The sequence below is a fragment of the Fulvimonas soli genome, from assembly GCF_003148905.1.
In the GTDB taxonomy this organism is placed as follows: domain Bacteria; phylum Pseudomonadota; class Gammaproteobacteria; order Xanthomonadales; family Rhodanobacteraceae; genus Fulvimonas; species Fulvimonas soli.
This window is the reverse complement of record NZ_QGHC01000002.1, coordinates 223,103-244,659: the sequence shown is the minus strand read 5'-3', so window position 1 is coordinate 244,659 and position 21,557 is coordinate 223,103. Positions and strand designations below refer to the sequence as shown.

The window sequence follows — 21,557 nt, the reverse complement described above, 5'->3', positions numbered from 1 at the left end:
CCATGTCCAGCCAAGCTCCCACCGCGACCACCGCCCCGGTCGCCCCGCCGCCGGAGAAGAACCGTCGCGGCTTCCTGCTGCGCCTGCTCGGCGTGGTCGTGCTCCTGGCCTTCGTCGGCTGGGGCCTGTGGTACTTCTTCGACGGCCGCTGGTACGAGGAGACCGACGACGCCTACGTCGGCGGCAACGTGGTGCAGGTCACCCCGCAGATCCCCGGCACGGTGGTCACCATCGGCGCCGACGACGGCGACCTGGTGCACGCCGGCGACGTGCTGGTGAAACTCGACTCCAGCAACACCGAGGTGGCGCTGGCCGAGGCCAAGGCCAACTTGGCCGGCACCGTGCGCCGCGTGCGCGGCCTGTACAGCACCGTGTCCGGCGCGCAGGCCGACGTGGCCGCGCGGCAGGTAGCGGTGGACAAGGCGCGCGCCGACTTCGCGCGCCGCCGCGACCTGGCCAGGACCGGCGCGATCTCCGCCGAGGAGCTGTCGCACGCGCAGGACGAGCTGACCGCCGCCGAGAGCGCGCTCACCGCCGCCCAGCAGCAGTACCAGACCAGCAAGGTGCTGGTCGACGACACCGTGGTCGCCTCGCACCCGGACGTGCAGGCCGCCGCCGCCAGGCTGCGCGCCGCCTACCTGGACAACCTGCGCACCACCATCGTGGCGCCGGTGGACGGCTACGTGGCCAAGCGCTCGGTGCAGCTGGGCCAGCGCATCGCGCCGGGCGCGCCGCTGATGGCGGTGGTGCCGCTGCACCAGGTGTGGATCGACGCCAACTTCAAGGAGACCCAGCTCACCCACATGCGCATCGGCCAGCCGGTGGAGATCCGCGCCGACCTGTACGGCGGCTCGGTGAAGTACGCCGGCAAGGTGCAGAGCCTGGGCGTGGGCACCGGCAGCGCGTTCTCGCTGCTGCCGGCGCAGAACGCGACGGGCAACTGGATCAAGATCGTGCAGCGCGTGCCGGTGCGCGTGGTGTTCACCGATCCGAAGCAGCTGGACGAGCACCCGCTGCGCATCGGCCTGTCGACCAGGGTGGAGGTGAGCCTGCACGACCAGAACGGCCCGATGCTGGCGCGGCGGCCGCCGGCGCAGCCGCCCTTCAGCACCGACGTGTACGCCAAGGAGCTGGCGCAGGCCGACGGCGTGATCGCGCAGATCATCCACGCCAACCTGGCCGGCGGCGCGGCCAAGTGACGAAGCGCGAGGGCGGGCGGTGAGCGGCGCGGCGGACCGTCGGCCGTCCCTCGCCCCCGTCCCTCGCCCCCGCTCCACCCGAACCCACGCCCCGACCCCCACGGCGCCCCATGACCACGAGCTTCCGTCCACCCAACCTGGCGCTGACCACCATCGGCCTGTCGCTGGCGACCTTCATGCAGGTGCTGGACACCACCATCGCCAACGTGTCGCTGCCGACCATCGCCGGCAACCTCGGCGTGAGCGTGAACCAGAGCACCTGGGTGATCACCTCCTTCGCGGTGAGCAACGCCATCGCGCTGCCGCTGACCGGCTTCCTCACCCGCCGCTTCGGCGAGGTGAAGCTGTTCGTGTGGTCCACGCTGCTGTTCTCGCTGGCCTCGTTCCTGTGCGGCATCGCGCAGAGCATGGGCATGCTGATCCTGTTCCGCGCCATCCAGGGCGCGGTGGCCGGGCCGATGTACCCGGTCACGCAGTCGCTGCTGATCTCGATCTACCCGCCGGCCAAGCGCGGTATGGCGCTGGCGCTGCTGGCGATGGTGACGGTGGTGGCGCCGATCGCCGGCCCGATCCTGGGCGGCTGGATCACCGACAACTATTCCTGGCCGTGGATCTTCTTCATCAACGTGCCGATCGGCATCTTCGCCAGCATGGTGGTGACCAACCAGATGCGCGGCCGCGTCGACGCGACGATGCGCCCGCGGATGGACTACGTGGGCCTGATCACCCTGGTGATCGGCGTGGGCGCGCTGCAGATCGTGCTGGACAAGGGCAACGACGAGGACTGGTTCAACTCGCAGTTCATCGTGGTCGCCAGCATCGTCTCGGCGATCGCGCTGGCGGTCTTCCTGATCTGGGAGCTCACCGACGAGCACCCGATCGTGGACCTCAAGCTGTTCCGCCACCACAACTTCCGCTTCGGCACGCTGGCGCTGGTGCTGGCCTACGCCTCGTTCTTCTCGATCGGCCTGCTGGTGCCGCAATGGCTGCAGCGCAACCTCGGCTACACCTCCACCTGGGCCGGCTTCGCCACCGCGCCGATCGGCATCCTGCCGGTGCTGCTCACCGTGGTGGTGGGCAAGTACGCCACGCGCACCGACCTGCGCCTGCTCGCCTCCGCCGCGTTCATGGTGATGGGCGTGACCTGCTTCCTGCGCTCGGACTTCTACCTGGACATCGACTTCGCCCACGTGGCGCTGGTGCAGCTGCTGCAGGGCCTGGGCGTGGCGCTGTTCTTCATGCCGGTGACCACCATCCTGCTGTCGGACCTGCAGAACAACGAGATCGCCGCCGGCGGCGGCCTGGCCACCTTCCTGCGCACGCTGGGCGCGAGCTTCTCCGCCTCGCTCACCACCTACATCTGGGAGCGCCGCGCGGTGGTGCACCACGCGCAGCTGACCGAGCACGTCACGCCGTACGACGCGACCACCCAGTCGGCGGTGCAGCAGCTCGGCGGCGGCGAGCACGCCAGCGTCATGCTCAACCAGATGATCACCCAGCAGGGCTACCAGATCTCCTTCAATGAGATCTTCCACATGCTGGGCTGGATCTTCCTCGGGCTGATCCTGGTGATCTGGATGGCGAGGCCGCCGTTCGCGCCCAAGGCCGGCCCGGCGGCGGGCGGCGGGCACTGAGCCGCGCGTTTCCATTCCTGCAAACGGCAACGGCCCCGCGCGGGGCCGTTGCCGTTCTTGCGGCGGCGCGGCTTCCCTAGAGGTCGAAGGCCACGCCGACCAGCGCCATCGTCTCGCCGCGGTTGGGCTCCTGGATGCTGCCGTTGGAGATGTGCCGCAGCGCCACGGTGAAGTGGCGCGCCTGCCAGCCCAGCGTGCTGACGAACTGGTAATGGCTGGAGAGTGCCTGCGTGGTGTGGTTGGTGGCGGCCAGCTGGAAGCTGAAGAAGAACGGGTGGTACCAGGCCGACTCGTCGCTGGTGCGCAGGCGCGCGCCGCCGGCGAGCAGGGTCACCGGCGGGCGGGTGGTGTACTCCATGCGGTCGTAGCGGGCGACGTCGCGGCCGTCGATCCAGCCCAGCGACACGTCCGGCGACCAGGTGAAGCGGCTGGCGCCGATCGGGTGCGGGTCGAACACGGCCTCGACGAAGGCGGCGTTGGCGCCGTGGGAGTCCATGTAGCTGCGGCCGGCCTGCACTTCCACGCGGGTGGCGGCGGCGGCCGGCAGCGAGACGGCGGAGAGCAGGGCGAGCGCCAGCGCGCTGCGCGTCAGGGAGGAATGGGACATGGGAGCTTGCCTTTCTTGTCTTGTGGGGGGATTGGCGGCTTCTTTATGTACTCCATAGTTTAAAAAACAAGTCCCTCAAAATCTCGTCCACGAATGGGCAACGGTGTGTCGTCGCGGACGGAACGCGCGCGATCCGTCCGGTGCCGAGGCGGCACCGGTCGGGAGAAAGCGGGGCGTTCCCGCGCCGCGGCGGCCGGGCCGCGGCGCGGGAGGCGGGCTCAGCGCCCGGCGGCGCCTGGCGCGCGCAGGTCCGGACGGTCCAGGTCGAGCGCCTGCTGCGGCAGGGTCTGCGCCTGCGGGTGCGCCTTGCGCAGCGCATCGCCGAATTGCGCGGCGTCGCCCACCACCACCACGCGGCTGCCACCGGCGTCGAGGAGGGCCGTGGCGTAGGCCATGACCTGCGCCGGCGTCACCGCCTGCACGCGCTCGATGTAGCGGCCGATCTCGGCCAGGTCCACGCCGTAGGCGGCCAGCTCGCCCACCTGCGCGGCCAGGCCCGCGGTGGTCTCCAGGCTGCGGCCGTAGGCGCCGACCAGGGTGGCCTTGCGCGCCGCCAGCTCCGCCTCCGGCACCGGCGCGGAGCCCAGCCGGGCGAACTCGCCCAGCATCAGGTCCACCACCTGCGCCGCCGACGGGTTCTTGGTCTGCGCCAGGCCCAGCCACAGCCCGCCGTCGCGGCGGCCGTCGAGCCGGCTGCTGGCGCCGTAGGAGAGGCCGCGCTTGATGCGGATCTCCTCGTTGAGCCGCGCCGAGTAGGAGCCGCCGAGCACCGCGTTGGCCACCTCGCCCACGTAGTAGCCGGCGTCGCCGCGCGGCGGCGCGGCGTGCGCGGCCACCACGCCGGCCTGGCCGGCGCCGTGCTGGTCGATCACCAGCAGCGCGGGCAGCGCGCCGCGGCCCTGGCCGGCGGGCGCGGCCGGCAGCGGCGCGGCCGGCCTGGCCCAGTCGCCGAAGCTCTGCTGCGCCAGCGCGCGGGCCTGCTCCGGCGTGACGTCGCCGGTGAGGATCAGCACCGCGTTGTCCGGCCGGTAGACCGCCGCGTGCATGCGCTCGACGTCGGCGCGCCCGATCGCCGCCAGCGAGGCCGGCGTGCCGCTGCGCGAATGGCCGTAGGCGCCGTCGCCGAACACCGCGCGGGCGGCGGTCAGCGAGGCCAGCGTGGTGGGCTGGCTGAGCGCGAGGTGCAGCTCGTCCAGCGCCTGCGCGCGGGCGCGCTCGAGCTCCTCGGCGCGGAAGTCCGGCTTGCGCGCCACGGTGGCGAGCAGCGCCAGCGCCTGCGGCAGCCGGGGCGTGGTCACGGTGATGCCGATCTCGCTCTGGTCCCAGGCCGCGTTGGCGTCGAGCGAGCCGCCCAGCGCCTCGGCCTGCGCGGCGATCTGCGGCGCGGCGAGGCCGCCGGCGCCGCGGGTGAGCAGGGTGGCGGTGAGCGCGGCCAGGCCGGCCTTGCCCGGCGGGTCCAGCTCGGCGCCGCGGCGCAGCAGCAGCCGGGCGGTGACCAGCGGCAGGCCGGTGCGGCGCACGCTGACCACGGTGAGGCCGTTGGCCAGGGTCTGCGCGGCGGGCGTGGGCACGCTCAGCCGGGGCGCGGGCCCGGGCGGCGGCGGCGCGGCGGGGAAGTCGGCGCCCGCGGCGAACGCCGAGCCGGCGGCCAGGGCGGCGGCCGTAAAGACGGCCAGACGGCGATACGGCATGCGCTTCATTGGGCACCTCCCTTGCTCGTGGCCTTGCCGGCGGGCGGCTTGGCCTGCGGCAGGTAGTCGATGGCGACGCTGTGCGCGCCGGTCACGTAGCGCCGGAGCACGCGCTGCACGTCGGCGGCGCCGACCCGCTGCAGCGCGGCCAGGTCGCCGTTCACGCGCGCCGGGTCGCCCTCGATCAGCGCGGCCTGGCCGAGCGCGAAGGCCTTGCCCTGCGCGGTCTGGCGCTGCTTGAGCTCCTGCGTGAGCAGCTGGGTCTTGACCTTGTCCAGCTCGGCGGCGTCGACCGGGCCGTCGGCGAGCCGGGCGATCTCCGCGCGCAGCTGCTGTTCCGCCTCGGCCGGCCGATGGCCGCTGGCGAGGATGGCGTAGGCGACGAACAGGCCCGGCCCCGTCCGCGCGTCGACCTCCGCGCCGACGTCCTGCGCCACCCGCGAGCGGTAGACCAGCGCCTGGTACAGCCGCGAGGACTCGCCCTGCGAGAGCAGCGCCGCGGCCACCTGCAGCGGCACCACGTCGGCGTCCTTCGCCGGCGGGATCAGCCAGGTGAGCGCCACCGCGGGCAGCGGCGCGGTCTCGCTGGTCTCGGTGTAGCGCCTGTCGGCGGTGCGCGCGGGCTCCGTCGCGGCGACCTGCGGGATCGGCGCGGCGGGCCTGGGGATCCAGCCGAAGTAGCGGTCCACCCAGGCGTCCAGCTGCTTCGGGTCGAAGTCGCCGGCGACGATCAGGGTGGCGTTGTCCGGCCGGTAGAAGGTCTTGTGGAAGGCGATCACGTCGTCCAGCGAGGCCGCCTCCAGGTCCTCGATGCTGCCGATGGTCGGCCGCTTGTACGGGTGCACCGCGAAGGAATGCGGGTCGATCGCGTTGAACAGCTTGCCGTAGGGCTGGGCCAGCACGCTCTGGCGGTATTCCTCCTCCACCACCGCGCGCTCGGACTTGAAGTTGGCCTCGTCCACGTTGAGGTTGGACATGCGCTCGGCCTCGGCCCAGAGCAGCGTCTCCAGGTAGTTCGACGGGATCACCTCGAAGTAGTTGGTGACATCGTCGCCGGTGGAGGCGTTGTTGGCGCCGCCGACGTCCTCGGTGAGCCGGTCCATCTGCTCGGCGTGCATGTGCGCCGTGCTCTTGAACATCAGGTGCTCGAACAGGTGGGCGAAACCGGAGCGGCCGGCGGGATCGTCCTTCGAGCCCACGTGGTACCAGACCTGCACGGTGACGGTGGGGCTGGCATGGTCCTCGATGCTGAGCACCTCCAGGCCGTTGGGCAGGCTGCGCTGGTGGTAGGCGATCGGCGGCACCGCGAGCTCCGCCGCCGGCGCCGCGGCGCCCGCCGCGCCGGCCAGCAGGGTGAGCGCGGCCAGCCGGGCGGCCGACCGGAGACGTCTGGACATGGGCATTCCCTCCTCTGGAAAGCTCCACCATAGCAAGCCGGGGCGGGCGCGGGCGTGGTCCGGAAGTCGCGCGGGCGTCGCGGCCGGGTGGCTTGATGGTTTATTTTGTTCCGGATAAAAACGTCCGGATTCGATCCGGGTAAAAACCATGCTTCCTTCCGAAAGCCGCAGCTGCACCGCCTTCGACGGCACGCGCCTGCTTGCCTCCGGCGCGCCGGACGAGGTGGCGGCGGCCCTCAGGCGCGCGGCCGCCGCCGGCGCGGCGGGGCCGCTGCTGGTCTTCGACGACCGCAGCGGCCATCCGGTGGAGTTCGACCTGCGCGGCAGCGAGGCCGAGCTGCGGGCGCAGGCGCCGCCGCCGCGCGGCCGCGGGCGGCCGCGGCTGGGCGTGAGCGCGCGCGAGGTGACCCTGCTGCCGCGGCACTGGGACTGGCTGGCGGCCCAGCCGGGCGGCGCCTCGGCGGTGCTGCGCCGGCTGGTGGAGCGGGCGATGCGCGACGGCGGCGCGCAGCGCGCCCGCGAGGCCGGCGAGGCGGTGGACCGCTTCATGCTGGCGATGGCCGGCGACCTGCCCGGCTACGAGGAGGCCAGCCGCGCGTTCTGGCGCGGCCAGCGCGCCGATTTCGCCCGGCTCACCGACCCCTGGCCGGTCGATGTGCGCGATCATCTGCGCCGGCTGGCCGCCATCGCCTGGGACGAGGCGGGCCGCTAGGCCCGCGTCCCGTTCCGGTCTCCCCACTCCTTCCCTCCTTCGCACGGACCGACCATGACCCAGCCCGGCCGCCAGGCCCTGCTCACCGAAGGGCCGATCGCCCGCACCCTGCTGTGGTTCGCCCTGCCGATCCTGGGCGGCACCGTGCTGCAGTCGCTCAACGCCTCGGTCAACGCGATGTGGATCGGGCACTTCCTCGGCGAGGCCGCGCTCACCGCCACCAGCAACGCCACGCTGATCCTGTTCCTGCTGCTGTCGGCGGTGTTCGGCGTGAGCATGGCCTCGACCATCCTGGTCGGGCAGAGCCTGGGCGCGCGCGACCTGGCCGAGGCCAAGCGGGTGGTCGGCACCGGCGTGGGCTTCTTCGTGGCCATCTCGGTGGCGGTGGCCGTGGCCGGCTACCTCGCCACGCCGGCGCTGCTGCGCCTGCTGGGCACGCCGGCGGACGCGCAGCCCTACGCCAGCGCCTACCTGCGCATCATCTTCGTCGCGCTGCCGTCGATGTACTTCTACAACTTCCTGATGATGACGCTGCGCGGCGCGGGCGACTCCAGGACGCCGTTCCTGTTCATGGGCCTGTCGGTGCTGCTGGACATCGGGCTCAACCCGCTGTTCATCTTCGGCGTGGGGCCGTTCCCCAGGCTCGGCATCGCCGGCTCGGCCACCGCCACGCTGATCGCGCAGAGCACGGCGCTGCTGGCCCTGCTCGCCACGCTGCGCCTGCGCCGGCACTTCCTGTGGATCGGCCGCCGCGAGCTGGCGCTGCTCAAGCCGGACTGGACGATCCTGCGCGCGCTGGTCTTCAAGGGCCTGCCGATGGGCCTGCAGATGATCGTGATCTCCGCCTCGGCGATCGTGATGATGAAGCTGGTGAACGCGCACGGCTCGCAGACGGTGGCCGCCTACGGCGCCGCCACCCAGCTGTGGACCTACGTGCAGATGCCGGCGATGGCGATCGGCGCGGCGGTGTCCTCGATGGCGGCGCAGAACGTCGGCGCGAGGCGCTGGGACCGCGTGGCGCGCATCGCCGGCGCGGGCGTGGCCTACAACTTCCTGCTCGGCGGCGCGCTGATCGGGCTGGTCTACCTGTGCAACCGCGCCGCGCTCGGGCTGTTCCTGCCCGGCGACGCCGCGGCGCTGGGCCTGGCCGAGCACCTCAACGCCATCGCGGTGTGGTCGTTCCTGTTCTTCGGCGTCACCTTCGTGCTGTTCGGCGTGGTGCGTTCCACCGGCGCGGTGTGGCCGCCGCTGTTCGTGCTGCTGGTGACGCTGTGGTTCATCCGTCCGCCGTTCGCGCTGCTGCTGCAGCCGAGGATGGGCGCGGACGCGATCTGGTGGAGCTTCCCGCTGGGGTCGCTGGCCTCGATGCTGCTCGCGCTGGGCTACTACCGCTTCGGCCGCTGGCGGCAGGCGCACATGCTGGAGCCCGCGCCGGTGCAGCAGGCGCCGAGCACCGGCCAGGGCGTGCCGGCAGGCACCGTGGTGGAGGCGGCCGACTAGGCCGCCTGCCCGGCCGCCTTCAGCCGCTGCCGTTCCGCCCGCCGCGCGCGCCGCGCCGCCTTGCGCGCCCGGCGGTCGTGGCCCCACAGGTAGATCGCCGGCGTGCTGAGCAGGGTCAGCAGCTGCGAGACGAACAGCCCGCCGAGGATGGCGATGCCCAGCGGCTGGCGCATCTCCGAGCCGATGCCGAAGCCGATCGCCAGCGGCAGCGCCGCGCCCATCGCCACCAGCGTGGTCATGGTGATCGGGCGGAAGCGCACCAGCGCCGCCTCGCGGATCGCCTCCGACGGGCTCAGGCCCTGCTCGCGCTCGGCCACCAGCGCGAAGTCCACCATCAGGATCGCGTTCTTCTTCACGATGCCGATCAGCATCAGCACCGCGATCACCGACATCATGGTGAGCTGGGTCCGGGTGACCAGCATGGCGAGGAAGGCGCCCATGCCGGCGGCCGGCAGCGTGGAGAGGATGGTGAGCGGGTGGATCAGGCTCTCGTAGAGCACGCCCAGCACCACGTACATCGCCACGATCACCGCCAGCAGCATCAGCAGCGCGTTCACCAGCACCTCGGCGAGGTTCTGGTTGCTGCCGGTGTACTGCCGCTGCACGCCGCCCGACAGGCCGGCGGCGGCCATCGCGTCGTCCACGCGGCGCATGCCGTCGGCCTGCGACACGCCGGTGGCGAGGTTGTAGCCGATCGAGGCCGATTCGAGCTGGTTGTAGTGCTCCACCGTGCTCGGCATCGGCCGCGCGGCGATCCGCGCCAGCGCCGACAGCGGGACCATCCGCCCGTGGCTGTTGCGCACGTAGGTGTTGAGCAGGGCGTCGGGGTGCAGCCGCTCGGCGTTGTCGGCGGTCAGGATCACGCGGTACTGGGTGATGTCCGAATAGATCGTCGAGACCGGGTTCTGGCCGAAGGCGTTGTACAGCGCCTCGTCGACGGCGCCGATCGAGACGCCCAGCCGCGCGGCGGCGGAACGGTCCACCTGCAGCATCTGCTGCTTGCCCGCGGTGTCGAAGCTGGTGGTGACGTCGCGGAACTCCTTCATCCCGCGCATCACCCGCGCGAGCCGAGCGACCGGCTCCTGCAGCGGCTCGCCGCTGATGCTGTTGAGCTGGAAGCCGTAGGCCGAGCCCTGGCCGCCGCCGCCCCCGCCGCCGCCGAACAGGTGCAGGCCGTTCACCGCGATGCTGAGCCCGGGCAGCGCCTTGTACTGCCGGTCGAGGCGGTCGATCACCGCGTTCATCGGCTCGCGGCGCTGGCCGGGGCCGTCGCCGCGCGGCTTCAGGTCGACGAACAGGGTGGACTGGTTGCCCACCGCGCCGCTGTTGTTGTTGCCGCCGAGCAGGGTGGTGACGTCGAGCACCGCCGGGTCGGCCTGCATGATGTCGGCCACGCGCCGCGTGCGCCGCGCCAGCTCGGCCGGCGAGACGTCGGCGTCGGCGCTGATCTGCGTGATCATCATGCCGCTGTCCTCGTCCGGCATGGCGGCGCCGCCGGCGGTCTTCACCACCGCCACCGCGAGCGCGCCGGTGAGCAGCAGCAGGATCGCCGGCTGCCAGCGCATCAGCCGGCGGTGCCGCATCGCCCACTCCAGCGCGCGCCGGTACAGCCGCAGCATGCCCTCGTCGAGGCGGGCCGCGGCGCGCTCCAGCCGGCCGGGGACGCGCCGGCCGGCCGGCTCGTGCCGCAGCAGGCGGCCGCACAGCGCCGGCGTCAGGGTCAGCGAGACCAGCGCGGAGATCACGATGGTGGCCACCAGCGTCACCGCGAACTCGCGCACGATCAGGGTGAACGCATTGTTGCCGAACACCATCGGCGCGAACACCGCCACCAGCGACAGCGTGATCGAGACGACGGTGAAGCCGATCTCGCGCACGCCGGTCAGCGCCGCCTGCAGCGGCGGCCGGCCCTGCTCGATGTGGCGCACGATGTTCTCGATCACCACGATGGCGTCGTCCACCACGAAGCCCACGCACAGGATCAGCGCCACCAGCGAGAGGATGTTCAGCGTGAAGCCGAGCATCCACATCGCCAGGAAGGCGCCGGCCAGCGACAGCGGCACGCTGGCCATGGCGATCAGCGTGGGCCCCGGCCGGCGCAGGAACAGCAGCATCACCAGCGCCACCATCGCGATCGAGATCAGCAGCGTGGTCTCCACCTCGTGCAGCGACGAGGCGGTGGACTGGGTGAGGTCGAAGATCGGCGTGATCTCCACGTCGGCCGGCAGCAGGCCGCGCAGGCGCGGCAGCGCGGCGCGGATCGCCTGCACGGTGGCCACCGCGTTGGCCTCCGGCTTCTTGGAGATCTGCATGCCCACCGCCGGCGCGCCGTTGAACCAGGCGGCGGCGTACTTGTCCTCCTGCCCGCTGCCGACCGTGGCCACGTCGGCCAGCCGCACCGGCACGCCGTTGCGCATGGCGATCAGCAGCGAGGCGAAGTCGGCGGTGGTGTGCAGCGCGTCGTTGGCGGTGACGGTCAGCTGGGTGATGCCGTCGCTCAGCGTGCCCTGCGGCGAGGTGACGTTGGCCGCGCGCAGCGCGTTGGCCACGTCGTTGGCGCTGATCCCCTTCGCCGCCAGCGCGGCCGGGTCGAGCGCCACCCGCACCGCGTGCGGCGTGCTGCCGAACACCTGCACCTGCGCCACCCCGGGCACCTGCGCCATCGCCGGCTTGAGCAGGGTGTCGGTGAGGTCGAACAGCCGGTCCGGCGGCATGCTGGTGGAGGTGAGCGTGACCAGCAGGATCGGGAACTGGCTGGTGGAGAACTTGAAGTACTGCGGCGGCGCCGGCAGCGAGGTGGGCAGGTCCGGCGCCGCCGCGTTGATCGCCGCCTGCACGTCGCGCGCCAGCACGTCGGTGCTGCGGCCGAACTCGAACAGCAGCTGGACCTGCACGCCGCCGTCGTTGGCCGAGCCGGACATGCTGCGCACGCCGGGGATGCGGCCCAGGTGCCGCTCCAGCGGCGCCATCACCGTGTTGGCCATGGTCTGCGCGTTGGCGCCCGGCAGCGAGGCGACCACCACCACGCCCGGGAACTCCATCGACGGGAACGCCGCCACGCCCAGCAGCAGGTAGGACCACAGGCCGGCCAGCAGCAGCCCGACGGCCAGCAGCGAAGTGCCGATCGGCCGGCGGATCAGCGGGGCGAAGAGATTCATGCCGTGCTTTATGCCCGCCCGCGGCCGCCGCGCGGATGTGCCTTAAGTCCGCCCGTGCCGAAGGGCATGGCGGGCCGCGCCGCGGCCGGTGCGCTCAGTGTACCGCGGCGGCCAGCGCGCGCAGCCGCCGCTTCTCCGCGCGGCGCGCCTGGCGCGCCGCCTTGCGGATCTTGCGGTCGTGGTTCCACAGGTAGATCGCCGGCGTGCTGAGCAGGGTCAGCAGCTGCGACACCAGCAGGCCGCCGACGATGGCGATGCCCAGCGGCTGGCGCATCTCCGAGCCGATGCCGAAGCCGATCGCCAAGGGCAGCGCCGCGCCCATCGCCACCAGCGTGGTCATGGTGATCGGGCGGAAGCGCACCAGCGCCGCCTCGCGGATCGCCTCCGGCGAGGGCAGACCGCGCTCGCGCTCGGCCACCAGCGCGAAGTCCACCATCAGGATCGCGTTCTTCTTCACGATGCCGATCAGCATCAGGATCGAGATGATCGCCATCAGCGAGATCGGCGTCTGCGTCACCAGCATGGCGAGGAAGGCGCCCATGCCGGCGGCCGGCAGCGTGGAGAGGATGGTCAGCGGGTGGCCCAGGCTCTCGTACAGGATGCCGAGCACGATGTACATCGCCACGATCGAGGCGAACAGCAGCACCATGCCGTTGGAGCGGGCCTGCTGCAGGCGCTGGTTCTGCCCGGTGAACTCCACGTTGACGCCGGCCGGCAGGCCGGCGGCGTAGGCGGCCTGCTGCACCAGCTGGATGCCGCGGTCCTGGCTCACGTCCTTGACCAGGTTGTAGGTGATCGTGGCCGCCTGCATCTGGTTGTGGTGGCGCACGCGCAGCGGGCTGATGCCCGGCTCGAGCTTCGCCACCGCGGACAGCGGGATCATCCGGCCGTCGTCGTTGCGCACGTGCAGGTTGAGCAGCGCCGTGGGGCTCAGCGTCTGCGCGCCGGCGGTGGTCAGCACCACCCAGTACTGGTTGATGTCCGAATAGATCTGCGACACCTGGCGCTGGCCGAAGGCGTTGTACAGCGCCGAGTCGATGGTGCCCATGCCCACGTGCAGCCGCGCGGCGGCGGCGCGGTCGACGCTCAGCCGCTGCTGCTTGCCGACCAGGTCGAAGTCGCTGCCGACGTCGCGGAACTCCTTCATGCCGCGCAGCTTCTGCACCATCTTCAGCGTCCACGGCTGCAGGTCGGCGCCGTTGCTGCTGGTGAGCTGGAACTCGTACTGGCCGCCCCGGTCGCCGCTGCCGCCGCCGCCGAGGAACTGCACCGGGCTCACCGACACGTCCACGTCCGGCAACCGCTTGTACTGCTCGGACAGCCGCTCGATCACCGCCTTGATGTTCTCGCGCCGCTCGCCCGGGCCGCGGCCGCGCGGCTTGAGGTCCACGAACATCTGCGCGCGGTTGCCCACGCCGCCGTTGCTGGGGCCGTCGCCGCCGCCGAGCATGGTGAGCTGGTCCTGCACGGCGGGGTCCTCCAGCATGATCCGCCGCACCTGGCCGATGCGCGCGGTGAGCGCGGCCGGCGAGACGTTCGCGTCGGCGCGGACGTCCACCTGCAGCTGGCCGGTGTCCTCGTCGGGCATGAAGGTGCCGCCGGCGGTCTTGCCCACCGCGATGCCGAGCAGCACGGTCAGCAGCAGCAGGATCAGCGGCTGCCAGCGCATCAGGCGGCGGTGGTGCATCGCCCAGTCCAGCGCGCGCTCGTAGCGGCGCAGCAGGGCGCGGTCGAAGCGCTCCACCGCGCGCTCCAGCCGGCCCGGCGGCCGCGTGCGCGCCTGCTCGTGCTGCAGCAGGCGGCCGCACAGCGCCGGCGTCAGGGTCAGCGACACCACCGCCGAGATCACCACCGCGGCCGCCAGCGTCACCGAGAACTCGCGCAGCAGCATGATCAGCATGTTGTTGCCGAACAGCAGCGGCGCGAACACCGCCACCAGCGACAGCGTGATCGAGATGACGGTGAAGCCGATCTCGCGCACGCCGGTCAGCGCGGCCTGCAGCGGCGGCTCGCCGTGCTCCATGTGGCGCACGATGTTCTCGATCACCACGATGGCGTCGTCCACCACGAAGCCGATGCACAGCACCAGCGCCATCAGCGACAGCGTGTTGAGCGTGTAGCCCAGCGCCCACATCGCCACGAAGGCGCCGGCCAGCGACAGCGGCACGCTCAGCGTGGCGATCAGCGTGGGCCGCAGCCGGCGCAGGAACACCAGCATCACCAGCACCACCATCGCGATCGAGATCAGCAGCGCCACCTGCACCTCGTGCAGCGCCGACTTGGTGGTCTGGGTGAGGTCGAACACCGGCGTCATCCGCACGCTGGCCGGCAGCACCGCGGCCAGCTGCGGCAGCTTGGCGCGGATCGCCTCCACCGTGGCCACCGCGTTGGCGTCCGGCCGCTTGGTGATCTGCATGCCGACCGTGCGCGCGTCGTTGAACCACGCCGCCTGGTACTGGTCCTGCTGGCCGCCGTACACCTTGGCCACGTCCGACAGCCGCACCGGCACGCCGTTGCGCATGGCGATCAGCAGGCTGGCGAACTCCTCGGGTTCGTGCAGGCCGTCGCTGGCGGTGACGGTCATCTGGGTGATGCCGTCGCTCAGCGTGCCCTGCGGCGAGGTGACGTTGGCCGCGCGCAGCGCGTTGGCCACGTCGTTGGCGGTGAGCCCCTTGGCGGCCAGCGCGTCGCTGTCCAGCTCGATGCGCACCGCGTGCGGCGTGCCGCCGAACACCTGCACCTGCGCCACGCCGGGGATCTGCGCCACCGCCGGCTTGAGCAGGGTGTCGGTGAGGTCGAACAGCCGGTCCTGCGGCAGCCCGTCCGAGGTCAGCGTGATGAACAGGATCGGGATCTGCGCGGTGTCGAACTTGAAGTACTGCGGCGGGCTGGGCATGCCGCTGGGCAGGTCCGCGGCGGCGGCGTTGATCGCCGCCTGCACGTCGCGCGCGGCGCTGTCCACCTTGCGGTCGAAGGTGAAGCGCACCATCACCGCCGCGGAGCCCTCGTTGGCGTTGCCGTACATCTCGTCCACGCCGGGGATGCGCCCCAGGTGCCGCTCCAGCGGCGCCAGCACGGTGTTGGCCATGGTCTGCGCGCTCGCCCCGGGCATGCTGGCCGCCACGTAGACGCCCGGGAAATCCAGCGACGGCAACGCCGCCACGCCGAGCAGCAGGTAGGCGCACAGCCCGGCCAGCGCCAGGCCCGCGGCGAGCAGCGAAGTGCCGACGGGGCGGCGGATGAGGGGGGCGAAGAGGTTCATGGAAGTCCCCTAGCGCCTATGCGCCGGGCGGCTGCTGGTGTGAAGAAGGAGGGTTGTCCAGGTGACCATCCCTGGCGCGGCACTCTAAGCCAGAGACGTACCCGGCGGATGTGCATGAAGTCGGCGTCAAAGGGCTGGTATTGTTCTAAAAAAGAAACAATGTACGCTACAAAACATTTATTGTTCCATAAAATTAAACTCCCGCGGAGGCTATGTAAGCAACGACTTCTGGATACATAAAATTTTTGTTGACGTGAGCTGTGGCCACTTTTATGGTCGCGCTGGCAAATCCGCTGTTTTGAGCAGGCGGGGAACGGCACTGGGGATGGTGCCAGGTATTGAATGACCGGCATCCATTGCGCCAAGAGAAGTTGCCAGCCTGCTGTTCGGCGCAGCTTTACGCGTCATTCGGCCTTCTAGGCCATTCTGGGGAGAGTCCTTGTAATGAACAACCGCAATCCAATCCTTCGCGCGTCGCACTGGCGACACACCGCGCTGGCGCTTGCCTTGAGCATGAGCTTCGGTGGCACGGCGGTGGCGCAGAGCACCACCGGTGGCATTTTCGGTCAGGCCCCTGCGGCTACCGGCGAGACCGTGGTGATTTCCTCAGGCGCCACCGGTTTCTCGCGAGAAGTGGCAGTGGACAGCACCGGCCGCTACCGCCTGGACAACATCCCAGTGGGCACCTACACGGTGACGCTGAAGAAGGATGGTGCGGTGGTCAGCACGCACGAGGGCGTCCAGGTGTCCACCGGCGGCGCCGCGGGCGTCAATTTTACCAGCAGCTCGACGGAGAGCACCCAGCTGGCCGCCGTGACCGTGTCGGCCAACGCCCTGCCGGCCATCGACGTCACCAGCGTCAACTCCAGCACCATCATCACCGCGGCCGACCTGCGCAAGCTGCCTCTGACGCACAGCGCCGAGGCGATCGCGCTGCTCGCTCCGAACACCGCGGCAGGTAGCAGTTTCTTCACGGGGCCCGGCGGGCACTCGCTCGTGTCGTTCGGCGGCTCCAGCGTTTCCGAGAACGCCTACTACGTGAATGGCTACAACGTCGGCGAGCCGTACAAGAACCTGGGTGGCTTCCAGTTGCCATATGGTGCGATCGAGCAGCAGGAGACCCTGACCGGCGGCTACAGCGCCAAGTACGGTCGCTCCGACGGCGGCGTGATCAACCAGGTCGGCAAGCGCGGTACCAACGAATGGCATTTCGGTGGCCAGGTGGCCTGGGCCCCGCGCTTCCTCGAAGCAAGCCCGGTCAACGACCGTTACGGCAATCCGGTCGTACCCGCGTCGATTCCGAACGCCGACAGCATCGACGGCCTGACGCACTACCAGCTGGCCAACCCCGACCTGCCCGGCACCCTGCACCAGTACCGCAACGACAACAAGCAGTGGGAGACGATCTACTCGGCCTATCTGGGTGGCCCGCTGATCAAGGACAAGCTGTTCATGTTCCTGGCAGCCGAAACCACCAAGACGGATTCCACCAACGTGGAGGCCGCCAGCACTCCGCTCGTCCAGTACAACGAGGACAAGAACACCAAGTTCTACGGCAAGTTGGATTGGAACATCACCGATAACAACGTCCTCGAGCTGACGGCGCTGAAGAACAACCAGTCCACCGGTGCGGGCTCGACCTACAATTTCGACTACGACACGCTGAAGTCCGGGTCCTATGTGACGAAGAACGACGTCGCCAAGGACAACGCCCAGTTCTACGTGGGCCACTTCACCAGCTACCTCACCGATTCGGCCACCCTGAGCATCCTGTACGGTAAGGCCAAGTTCCAGGATCCGGTGGTGTACGGCAATACCAGCCCGCTGCCGTTCATCTCCAATCCGTCCCAGTTGCCGGGTATTCCGATCAACTCCCAGACGAACACTACCTGGACCTCGCCTGACGCGACCAACGATACGCACGGCCTGCGCGTCGACTTCGACTACAAGCTTGGCGACCACGACCTGGCGGTCGGTATCGACAACATGTACTACAGGGCCCATGACCAGGGTCCGAGCCAGCAGAACCCGTTCAATCCGGATATCAACTACTACTGGCGCTACTATCCCGGCAACATCGTGCGCAAGCGCGAGGTCGGCTGGGCCACCAGCATGTCGACCAGCCAGAAGGCCTACTACCTGCAGGATACGTGGCAGGTCTCGCCCAACCTGCTGCTGGACCTCGGTATCCGCAACGACCACTTCACCAACTACAACGACGTCGGCAAGCCGTTCGTCGATGAGAAGAACCAGTGGGAGCCGCGTCTGGGCGTCAGCTGGGACGTGTTCGGCGATTCCTCGTTCAAGGTCTACGGCAATGCCGGCCGCTACTACCTTGCGCTGCCGGACAATGCGGCGGAGCGTGCGGCCAACCGTTCCACCTACATCGTCACGACCTACAGCTACACCGGTGTGGACCCGGTGACGGGTATACCCACGGGCCTGACGCAGATAGGCGCGCCCACCTCGCCCGACGGCGAGTTCGGCCTGCCCAAGGATCCGCAGCAGGTGACCGCGCGCAACCTGAAGCCGGAGTACGTGGACGAGTTCATCGTCGGCTTCGACAAGAAGCTGGGCGACAACTGGGTCTACGGCGCCAAGGCGATGTGGCGCGACCTGAAGGCTGCGATCGACGACGAGTGCTCGGCCTACCGGCTTGGCGCGAAGGCAGCCCAGATGGGGCTGAACGTGGATGACTACTCCGACTCCATCTACGGTGCTTCCTATTGCCGCCTGATCAATCCGGGCAAGACCAATGACATGCTGTTGGTCTCGAACGACGGTTCCAATCGCGTCATCGTGCCGATGACCAAGCAGGACTGGGGCTACACGAAGGGTGCGGTTCGCAAGATCGGCTCGGTGAACCTCTACCTCGAGCATCCGTTCGATGGCAAGTGGGAAGCGCGCGTCGACTACACCTTCACGCATGGTTTCGGCAACACCGAGGGCCAGGTGCGTTCCGACTTCGGCCAGGGCGATGTCTCCAAGACCGAGGACTGGGACAGCGCGGAGCTCATGGACGGCCAGTACGGCGAGCTGATCAATACCCGCAAGCACCAGATCCGTGCGCGCGGGTCCTATCAGATCAGCCCGGAATGGCTGGTGTCCGGCACGCTGCTGGCGCAGTCGGGCATTCCGAAGGAGTGCCTGGGCTACTACGGCCCCAATGGCGTCGGCGATCCGACCGGCTACAACAACGGCGGCGGCGGCAACTACCATTGGTGCCATGGCGTGCGCGTCACGCCGGGTTCCGTGGGCCACACGCCGTGGACCGAAGAGCTCGATCTCGGCTTGCACTACATGCCGGCATTCGCGGACCACAAGCTCGGCTTCCACCTGGATATCTTCAACGCGCTGAACCAGCAGAGGGCGTTGCAGACCAATCCCACCGGCGAGGCCGCTTACAACGGTGGCCTGGGTCCGGATGGCGCCACTCCGGCCCCGGACCTGATCTCCATCAACAATGCCTACGGCGAGGGGATCTTCTGGCAGACGCCCCGCACCGTGCGCCTGTCGGTTACGTACGACTACTGACGAGGCGAGCGACTTGCATGACGAAGCCACCGGTCGCGAGACCGGTGGCTTTTTTTCGTCGGCTTTGCGGAAGGACGGCGCGACGGCCTTTCGACTTGCGTTCGAATTGCCGCAGAGGGCGCCCACTGCGGCAGACTTTCCGCAGCGTGCTGCAGCGGCTGCGCCGTCACTCGATCGAAATGGCCAATGCCTGTCGCAGAGGCTCCAATTGCCGTGCGTAGCTTCGCCACTGGCCGATGCCACGGGTATGGATCGATTCCCGCACCTGCGGACTGCTCGGCGTGGCGACCGGCGTAGTGTTGCGTTCGGGACGCAGGCAGGCTTGTTCCACGTCCAGCCCGCAACGGGCGAGCACACGGCTCAACGTGGTCTGCGGATCCTGCACCAGCATTGCATATGGGATCTCAAGCATGGCGCCCGGCAAGGTCGCGCGCCAATGCTGCACCAGGCGCGAGTATTGCCGGTAATAGTGCGCCAGCGCGCCAAGTTCGTAGCTATACGGCGAGACGTTGCCGAACATCGCCTTGAAGTTCGAAAAGCAGGTATCCATCGGATCACGCACCATGTGCAGGATAGGCGCGTGGGGCAATGCTCGCCGGATGAACGCGACCATCTGGATGTTGGCCGGCAGCTTGTCGATGTAGTAGGCGCGGCCTTGCGCCCGCCATTGAGTTTGCTGAAGGTAGCGCGCACCGACCTCGCGGTAGTCGATATCCGCACTGCGTTCGATCAATCTGAGTAGCCCCTCGGCTCTGGCCGGTTTCACATCGGCCACCCAGTGAAGCTGCCGCCAGAATTCGATGATCTCTCCAGCAGAGGTGATCCGGGAATGGCTGGACAGCATGCGGTCCAGCAGGGTCGTGCCGGAACGCGGCATGCCGACGATGAAGATGGGTGTGGGGCCCTCGAAGGCGGTAACAGGTGCGGATACGGCGGGCATTGCGATCAATGCCGAGGTAACGGCTTCCTCGGCATCGGCATCGTAGGGGTTCAATGCATGCATGAGTGCGTTGCAACGCGCAAGCGAATCCCACGCCTCGTTGTGACGGCCCAGATCGTCCAGTGTCTTGAAGCGCGCATATTCGAACTCGGCCCGATTGAACGCATGGTCTGGCCCGGCGGATGCATCGGGCAGCCGACCCAGCTGTTCATCCAGCCAAGCCAGACGGTTGGACTCCGGTTTCTGCTTGCGCAGGTTGACCAGCACCATGGCCGCGTCGCCGAAATGCGGCCAGCGTTCGAGGCAGCGTTCCAGTACGGCCCCGGCCTCGCCGAGGGCGCCGCCGAACTGGAGCAGCATTGCATACAAGTGAAGCTCGCCCGGCGCATCTGCCCCGGCACGAATCGCCTGCCTCATCAGCGCCAGCGCTTCATCCAGCTCGCCGAGCGAAAAGCGCATCCGTGCCTGGGCAACAAGCAGTTCGGACGGCGGATCGGGAGCTTGCGCGAGCAGCGTCAGGCAGGCGCGGGCGACGACGATCTCTCCGCGCGCGATCAGATGCTGCACGAGTTCCAGGATCAGCGGCGCGTTCCTGGGCAGTCGACGTGCCGCCTGGAGCAGCGGTCGGCTGGAGGCGCGGAACCGACCGCGCTTGAACATGATGTCGGCCAATTCGATGAGTGCGTCGGTATTGGCCGGCTCTAGCGCGATAAGAGATTCCAGCGCCGCTTGCGCTTCCTCCAGCTTGCCGGCCTCGAGGCTCTGGCGTATGCGCTGTTGCAAGGCGGCCGGCGAGGCTGAGAGGGCTGCTGGATTCATTGGCGGATCATAGCGCGCGGCGTCACCATCGAGAGTCGAAACTCAATCGGTCTGCAACTCCGCCACGAAGTCGTAGATGTCGCCGCGGTACCACGAGCTGGTGAACTCGACGATGCGGCCGTCGTCGAGGAAGCTGCGGCGCTCGATGGCCAGGCCGGCGCTGCCGACGGCGACGTGCAGCAGGCGGGCGTGCTGGGCGGTGAGCAGCACGGCGCGCAGGCGCTGCAGGGCGCGGCGGGGACGGCAGCCGCGCTGTTCGAGGGCTTCGTAGAGCGAGTCGTGCACCAGCGCGGGGTCGGGCAGCGCGCTGGCGGGCACCACGCTGCGCTCGATCGCCAGCGGCTCGTCGCCGGCGTAGCGCACGCGATGCAGGCGCACCACCGGCGCGCCGGGCGACAGGTTCATCGCCATCGCCTCCTCGGGCGTCACCTCGCCGATGCCGCGCTCGAAGAATTCCGAGCGCGGGTTGAGGCCGCGCGCGCGCAGGTCCTCGGTGAAGCTGGTGAGCCGCGACATCGGCTTGACGATGCGCTCGGCGACGAAGGTGCCGGCGCCGTGGCGCTGGGTCAGCAGGCCTTCCTCCACCAGCCCGCCGATCGCCTTGCGCACGGTGACGCGCGACAGCCCCAGTGCCTGCGACAGGTCGCGCTCGCTGGGCAGCGCCTGCCCCGGCTCGATGCCGCGCTGGTCGATCACGTTGCGGATGGCCTGGCGCAGCCGCAGGTAGGCCAGCGGCTGCTGGGTGGCCGGGTCGCGGCTGAGGCGGCGGTATTCGCTGGTGAGTACGGATTCCATCATGACAAGATACCAATGACACACCAGTTTCGGCAAGCTGCCGATTCTGGATGGGTTTCCGGGGTAGACCAGCGGGACTCGGCGGTTGCGGGGCGTCCACGTCCAAGGGTGAAATCCGGCCGTCGGGGCATCTCGGCGAAGAAGCCGGCAGATCGGAGAAAAGGTGCGGACAACCGCCCCGATCGATGCGTGGAGCGGACGTTTGTCTCCGGCGCATGCCAAAACCCGCCCGGCAAGCGAAGGCAATGCCGGATCGGCATCCCGGCCGCGGCTGCATTCGTATGCACCGCGATACCTGTACCGCCCGTG

General features: G+C 69.6%; 12 protein-coding genes. 5 read left to right on the top strand and 7 right to left on the bottom strand.

What is annotated here, in order from left to right; all coding sequences use genetic code 11:
* The first annotated feature begins 2 nt into the window (after positions 1–2).
* On the top strand, positions 3–1,199 hold the full coding sequence (locus C7456_RS03155; RefSeq protein ID WP_109722306.1) for an HlyD/EmrA/EmrK family protein: 1,197 nt from the start codon (positions 3–5) through the stop codon (positions 1,197–1,199).
* 110 nt (positions 1,200–1,309) lie between these two features.
* Positions 1,310–2,833 (top strand): DHA2 family efflux MFS transporter permease subunit, encoded by a 1,524-nt coding sequence (locus C7456_RS03150; protein ID WP_109722305.1) that lies wholly within the window; start codon positions 1,310–1,312, stop codon positions 2,831–2,833.
* Positions 2,834–2,909: 76 nt separating this feature from the next.
* Here C7456_RS03150 and C7456_RS03145 read toward each other — a convergent pair whose 3' ends face one another.
* From C7456_RS03145 to C7456_RS03135, 3 genes are all read right to left on the bottom strand, one after another.
* Positions 2,910–3,440: an acyloxyacyl hydrolase gene (locus tag C7456_RS03145; RefSeq protein WP_109722304.1), complete on the bottom strand. Its 531-nt coding sequence runs from the start codon at positions 3,438–3,440 to the stop codon at positions 2,910–2,912.
* 218 nt (positions 3,441–3,658) lie between these two features.
* Positions 3,659–5,131, bottom strand: a complete 1,473-nt coding sequence (locus tag C7456_RS03140) for a M16 family metallopeptidase (RefSeq protein ID WP_245889754.1) — start codon at positions 5,129–5,131, stop codon at positions 3,659–3,661.
* 5 nt (positions 5,132–5,136) lie between these two features.
* Positions 5,137–6,528 (bottom strand): M16 family metallopeptidase, encoded by a 1,392-nt coding sequence (locus C7456_RS03135; protein ID WP_109722302.1) that lies wholly within the window; start codon positions 6,526–6,528, stop codon positions 5,137–5,139.
* A gap of 148 nt (positions 6,529–6,676) precedes the next feature.
* On the opposite strand from C7456_RS03135, the gene C7456_RS03130 reads away from it, so the two are divergent.
* A complete protein-coding gene (locus tag C7456_RS03130; RefSeq protein WP_109722301.1) occupies positions 6,677–7,240 on the top strand; it encodes a DUF2239 family protein in 564 nt (187 codons plus the stop codon).
* A gap of 54 nt (positions 7,241–7,294) precedes the next feature.
* On the top strand, positions 7,295–8,740 hold the full coding sequence (locus tag C7456_RS03125; protein ID WP_109722300.1) for an MATE family efflux transporter: 1,446 nt from the start codon (positions 7,295–7,297) through the stop codon (positions 8,738–8,740).
* Here the strand turns inward: C7456_RS03125 and C7456_RS03120 are convergent.
* Together C7456_RS03120 and C7456_RS03115 are read right to left on the bottom strand one after the other, a co-directional pair.
* On the bottom strand, positions 8,737–11,898 hold the full coding sequence (locus C7456_RS03120; RefSeq protein WP_109722299.1) for an efflux RND transporter permease subunit: 3,162 nt from the start codon (positions 11,896–11,898) through the stop codon (positions 8,737–8,739). The genes C7456_RS03125 and C7456_RS03120 overlap by 4 nt on opposite strands.
* A gap of 94 nt (positions 11,899–11,992) precedes the next feature.
* Positions 11,993–15,160: an efflux RND transporter permease subunit gene (locus tag C7456_RS03115; protein ID WP_109722298.1), complete on the bottom strand. Its 3,168-nt coding sequence runs from the start codon at positions 15,158–15,160 to the stop codon at positions 11,993–11,995.
* 444 nt (positions 15,161–15,604) lie between these two features.
* Here C7456_RS03115 and C7456_RS03110 point away from each other — a divergent pair, with 444 nt between their 5' ends.
* Entirely contained in the window at positions 15,605–18,694 is a 3,090-nt protein-coding gene (locus tag C7456_RS03110) for a TonB-dependent receptor (protein WP_109722297.1), read from the top strand.
* A 166-nt stretch (positions 18,695–18,860) separates the two neighbouring features.
* Here C7456_RS03110 and C7456_RS03105 read toward each other — a convergent pair whose 3' ends face one another.
* Together C7456_RS03105 and C7456_RS03100 are read right to left on the bottom strand one after the other, a co-directional pair.
* Positions 18,861–20,453 carry a tetratricopeptide repeat-containing sulfotransferase family protein gene (locus C7456_RS03105; protein WP_109722296.1) on the bottom strand — a complete coding sequence of 531 codons (1,593 nt, stop codon included), beginning with the start codon at positions 20,451–20,453 and terminating at the stop codon, positions 18,861–18,863.
* A 42-nt stretch (positions 20,454–20,495) separates the two neighbouring features.
* Positions 20,496–21,248, bottom strand: a complete 753-nt coding sequence (locus tag C7456_RS03100) for a GntR family transcriptional regulator (RefSeq protein WP_109722461.1) — start codon at positions 21,246–21,248, stop codon at positions 20,496–20,498.
* Positions 21,249–21,557 lie beyond the last annotated feature (309 nt).

Bases quoted from the DNA above. Each gene is read 5' to 3' on its own strand.
- C7456_RS03155 (WP_109722306.1), top strand. From the start codon at position 3: ATGTCCAGCCAAGCTCCCACCGCGACCACCGCCCCGGTCGCCCCGCCG.
- C7456_RS03140 (WP_245889754.1), bottom strand. From the start codon at position 5,131: ATGCCGTATCGCCGTCTGGCCGTCTTTACGGCCGCCGCCCTGGCCGCC.
- C7456_RS03110 (WP_109722297.1), top strand. From the start codon at position 15,605: ATGAACAACCGCAATCCAATCCTTCGCGCGTCGCACTGGCGACACACC.
- C7456_RS03130 (WP_109722301.1), top strand. From the start codon at position 6,677: ATGCTTCCTTCCGAAAGCCGCAGCTGCACCGCCTTCGACGGCACGCGC.
- C7456_RS03145 (WP_109722304.1), bottom strand. From the start codon at position 3,440: ATGTCCCATTCCTCCCTGACGCGCAGCGCGCTGGCGCTCGCCCTGCTC.
- C7456_RS03100 (WP_109722461.1), bottom strand. From the start codon at position 21,248: ATGGAATCCGTACTCACCAGCGAATACCGCCGCCTCAGCCGCGACCCG.
- C7456_RS03120 (WP_109722299.1), bottom strand. From the start codon at position 11,898: ATGAATCTCTTCGCCCCGCTGATCCGCCGGCCGATCGGCACTTCGCTG.
- C7456_RS03135 (WP_109722302.1), bottom strand. From the start codon at position 6,528: ATGTCCAGACGTCTCCGGTCGGCCGCCCGGCTGGCCGCGCTCACCCTG.
- C7456_RS03150 (WP_109722305.1), top strand. From the start codon at position 1,310: ATGACCACGAGCTTCCGTCCACCCAACCTGGCGCTGACCACCATCGGC.
- C7456_RS03125 (WP_109722300.1), top strand. From the start codon at position 7,295: ATGACCCAGCCCGGCCGCCAGGCCCTGCTCACCGAAGGGCCGATCGCC.
- C7456_RS03115 (WP_109722298.1), bottom strand. From the start codon at position 15,160: ATGAACCTCTTCGCCCCCCTCATCCGCCGCCCCGTCGGCACTTCGCTG.
- C7456_RS03105 (WP_109722296.1), bottom strand. From the start codon at position 20,453: ATGAATCCAGCAGCCCTCTCAGCCTCGCCGGCCGCCTTGCAACAGCGC.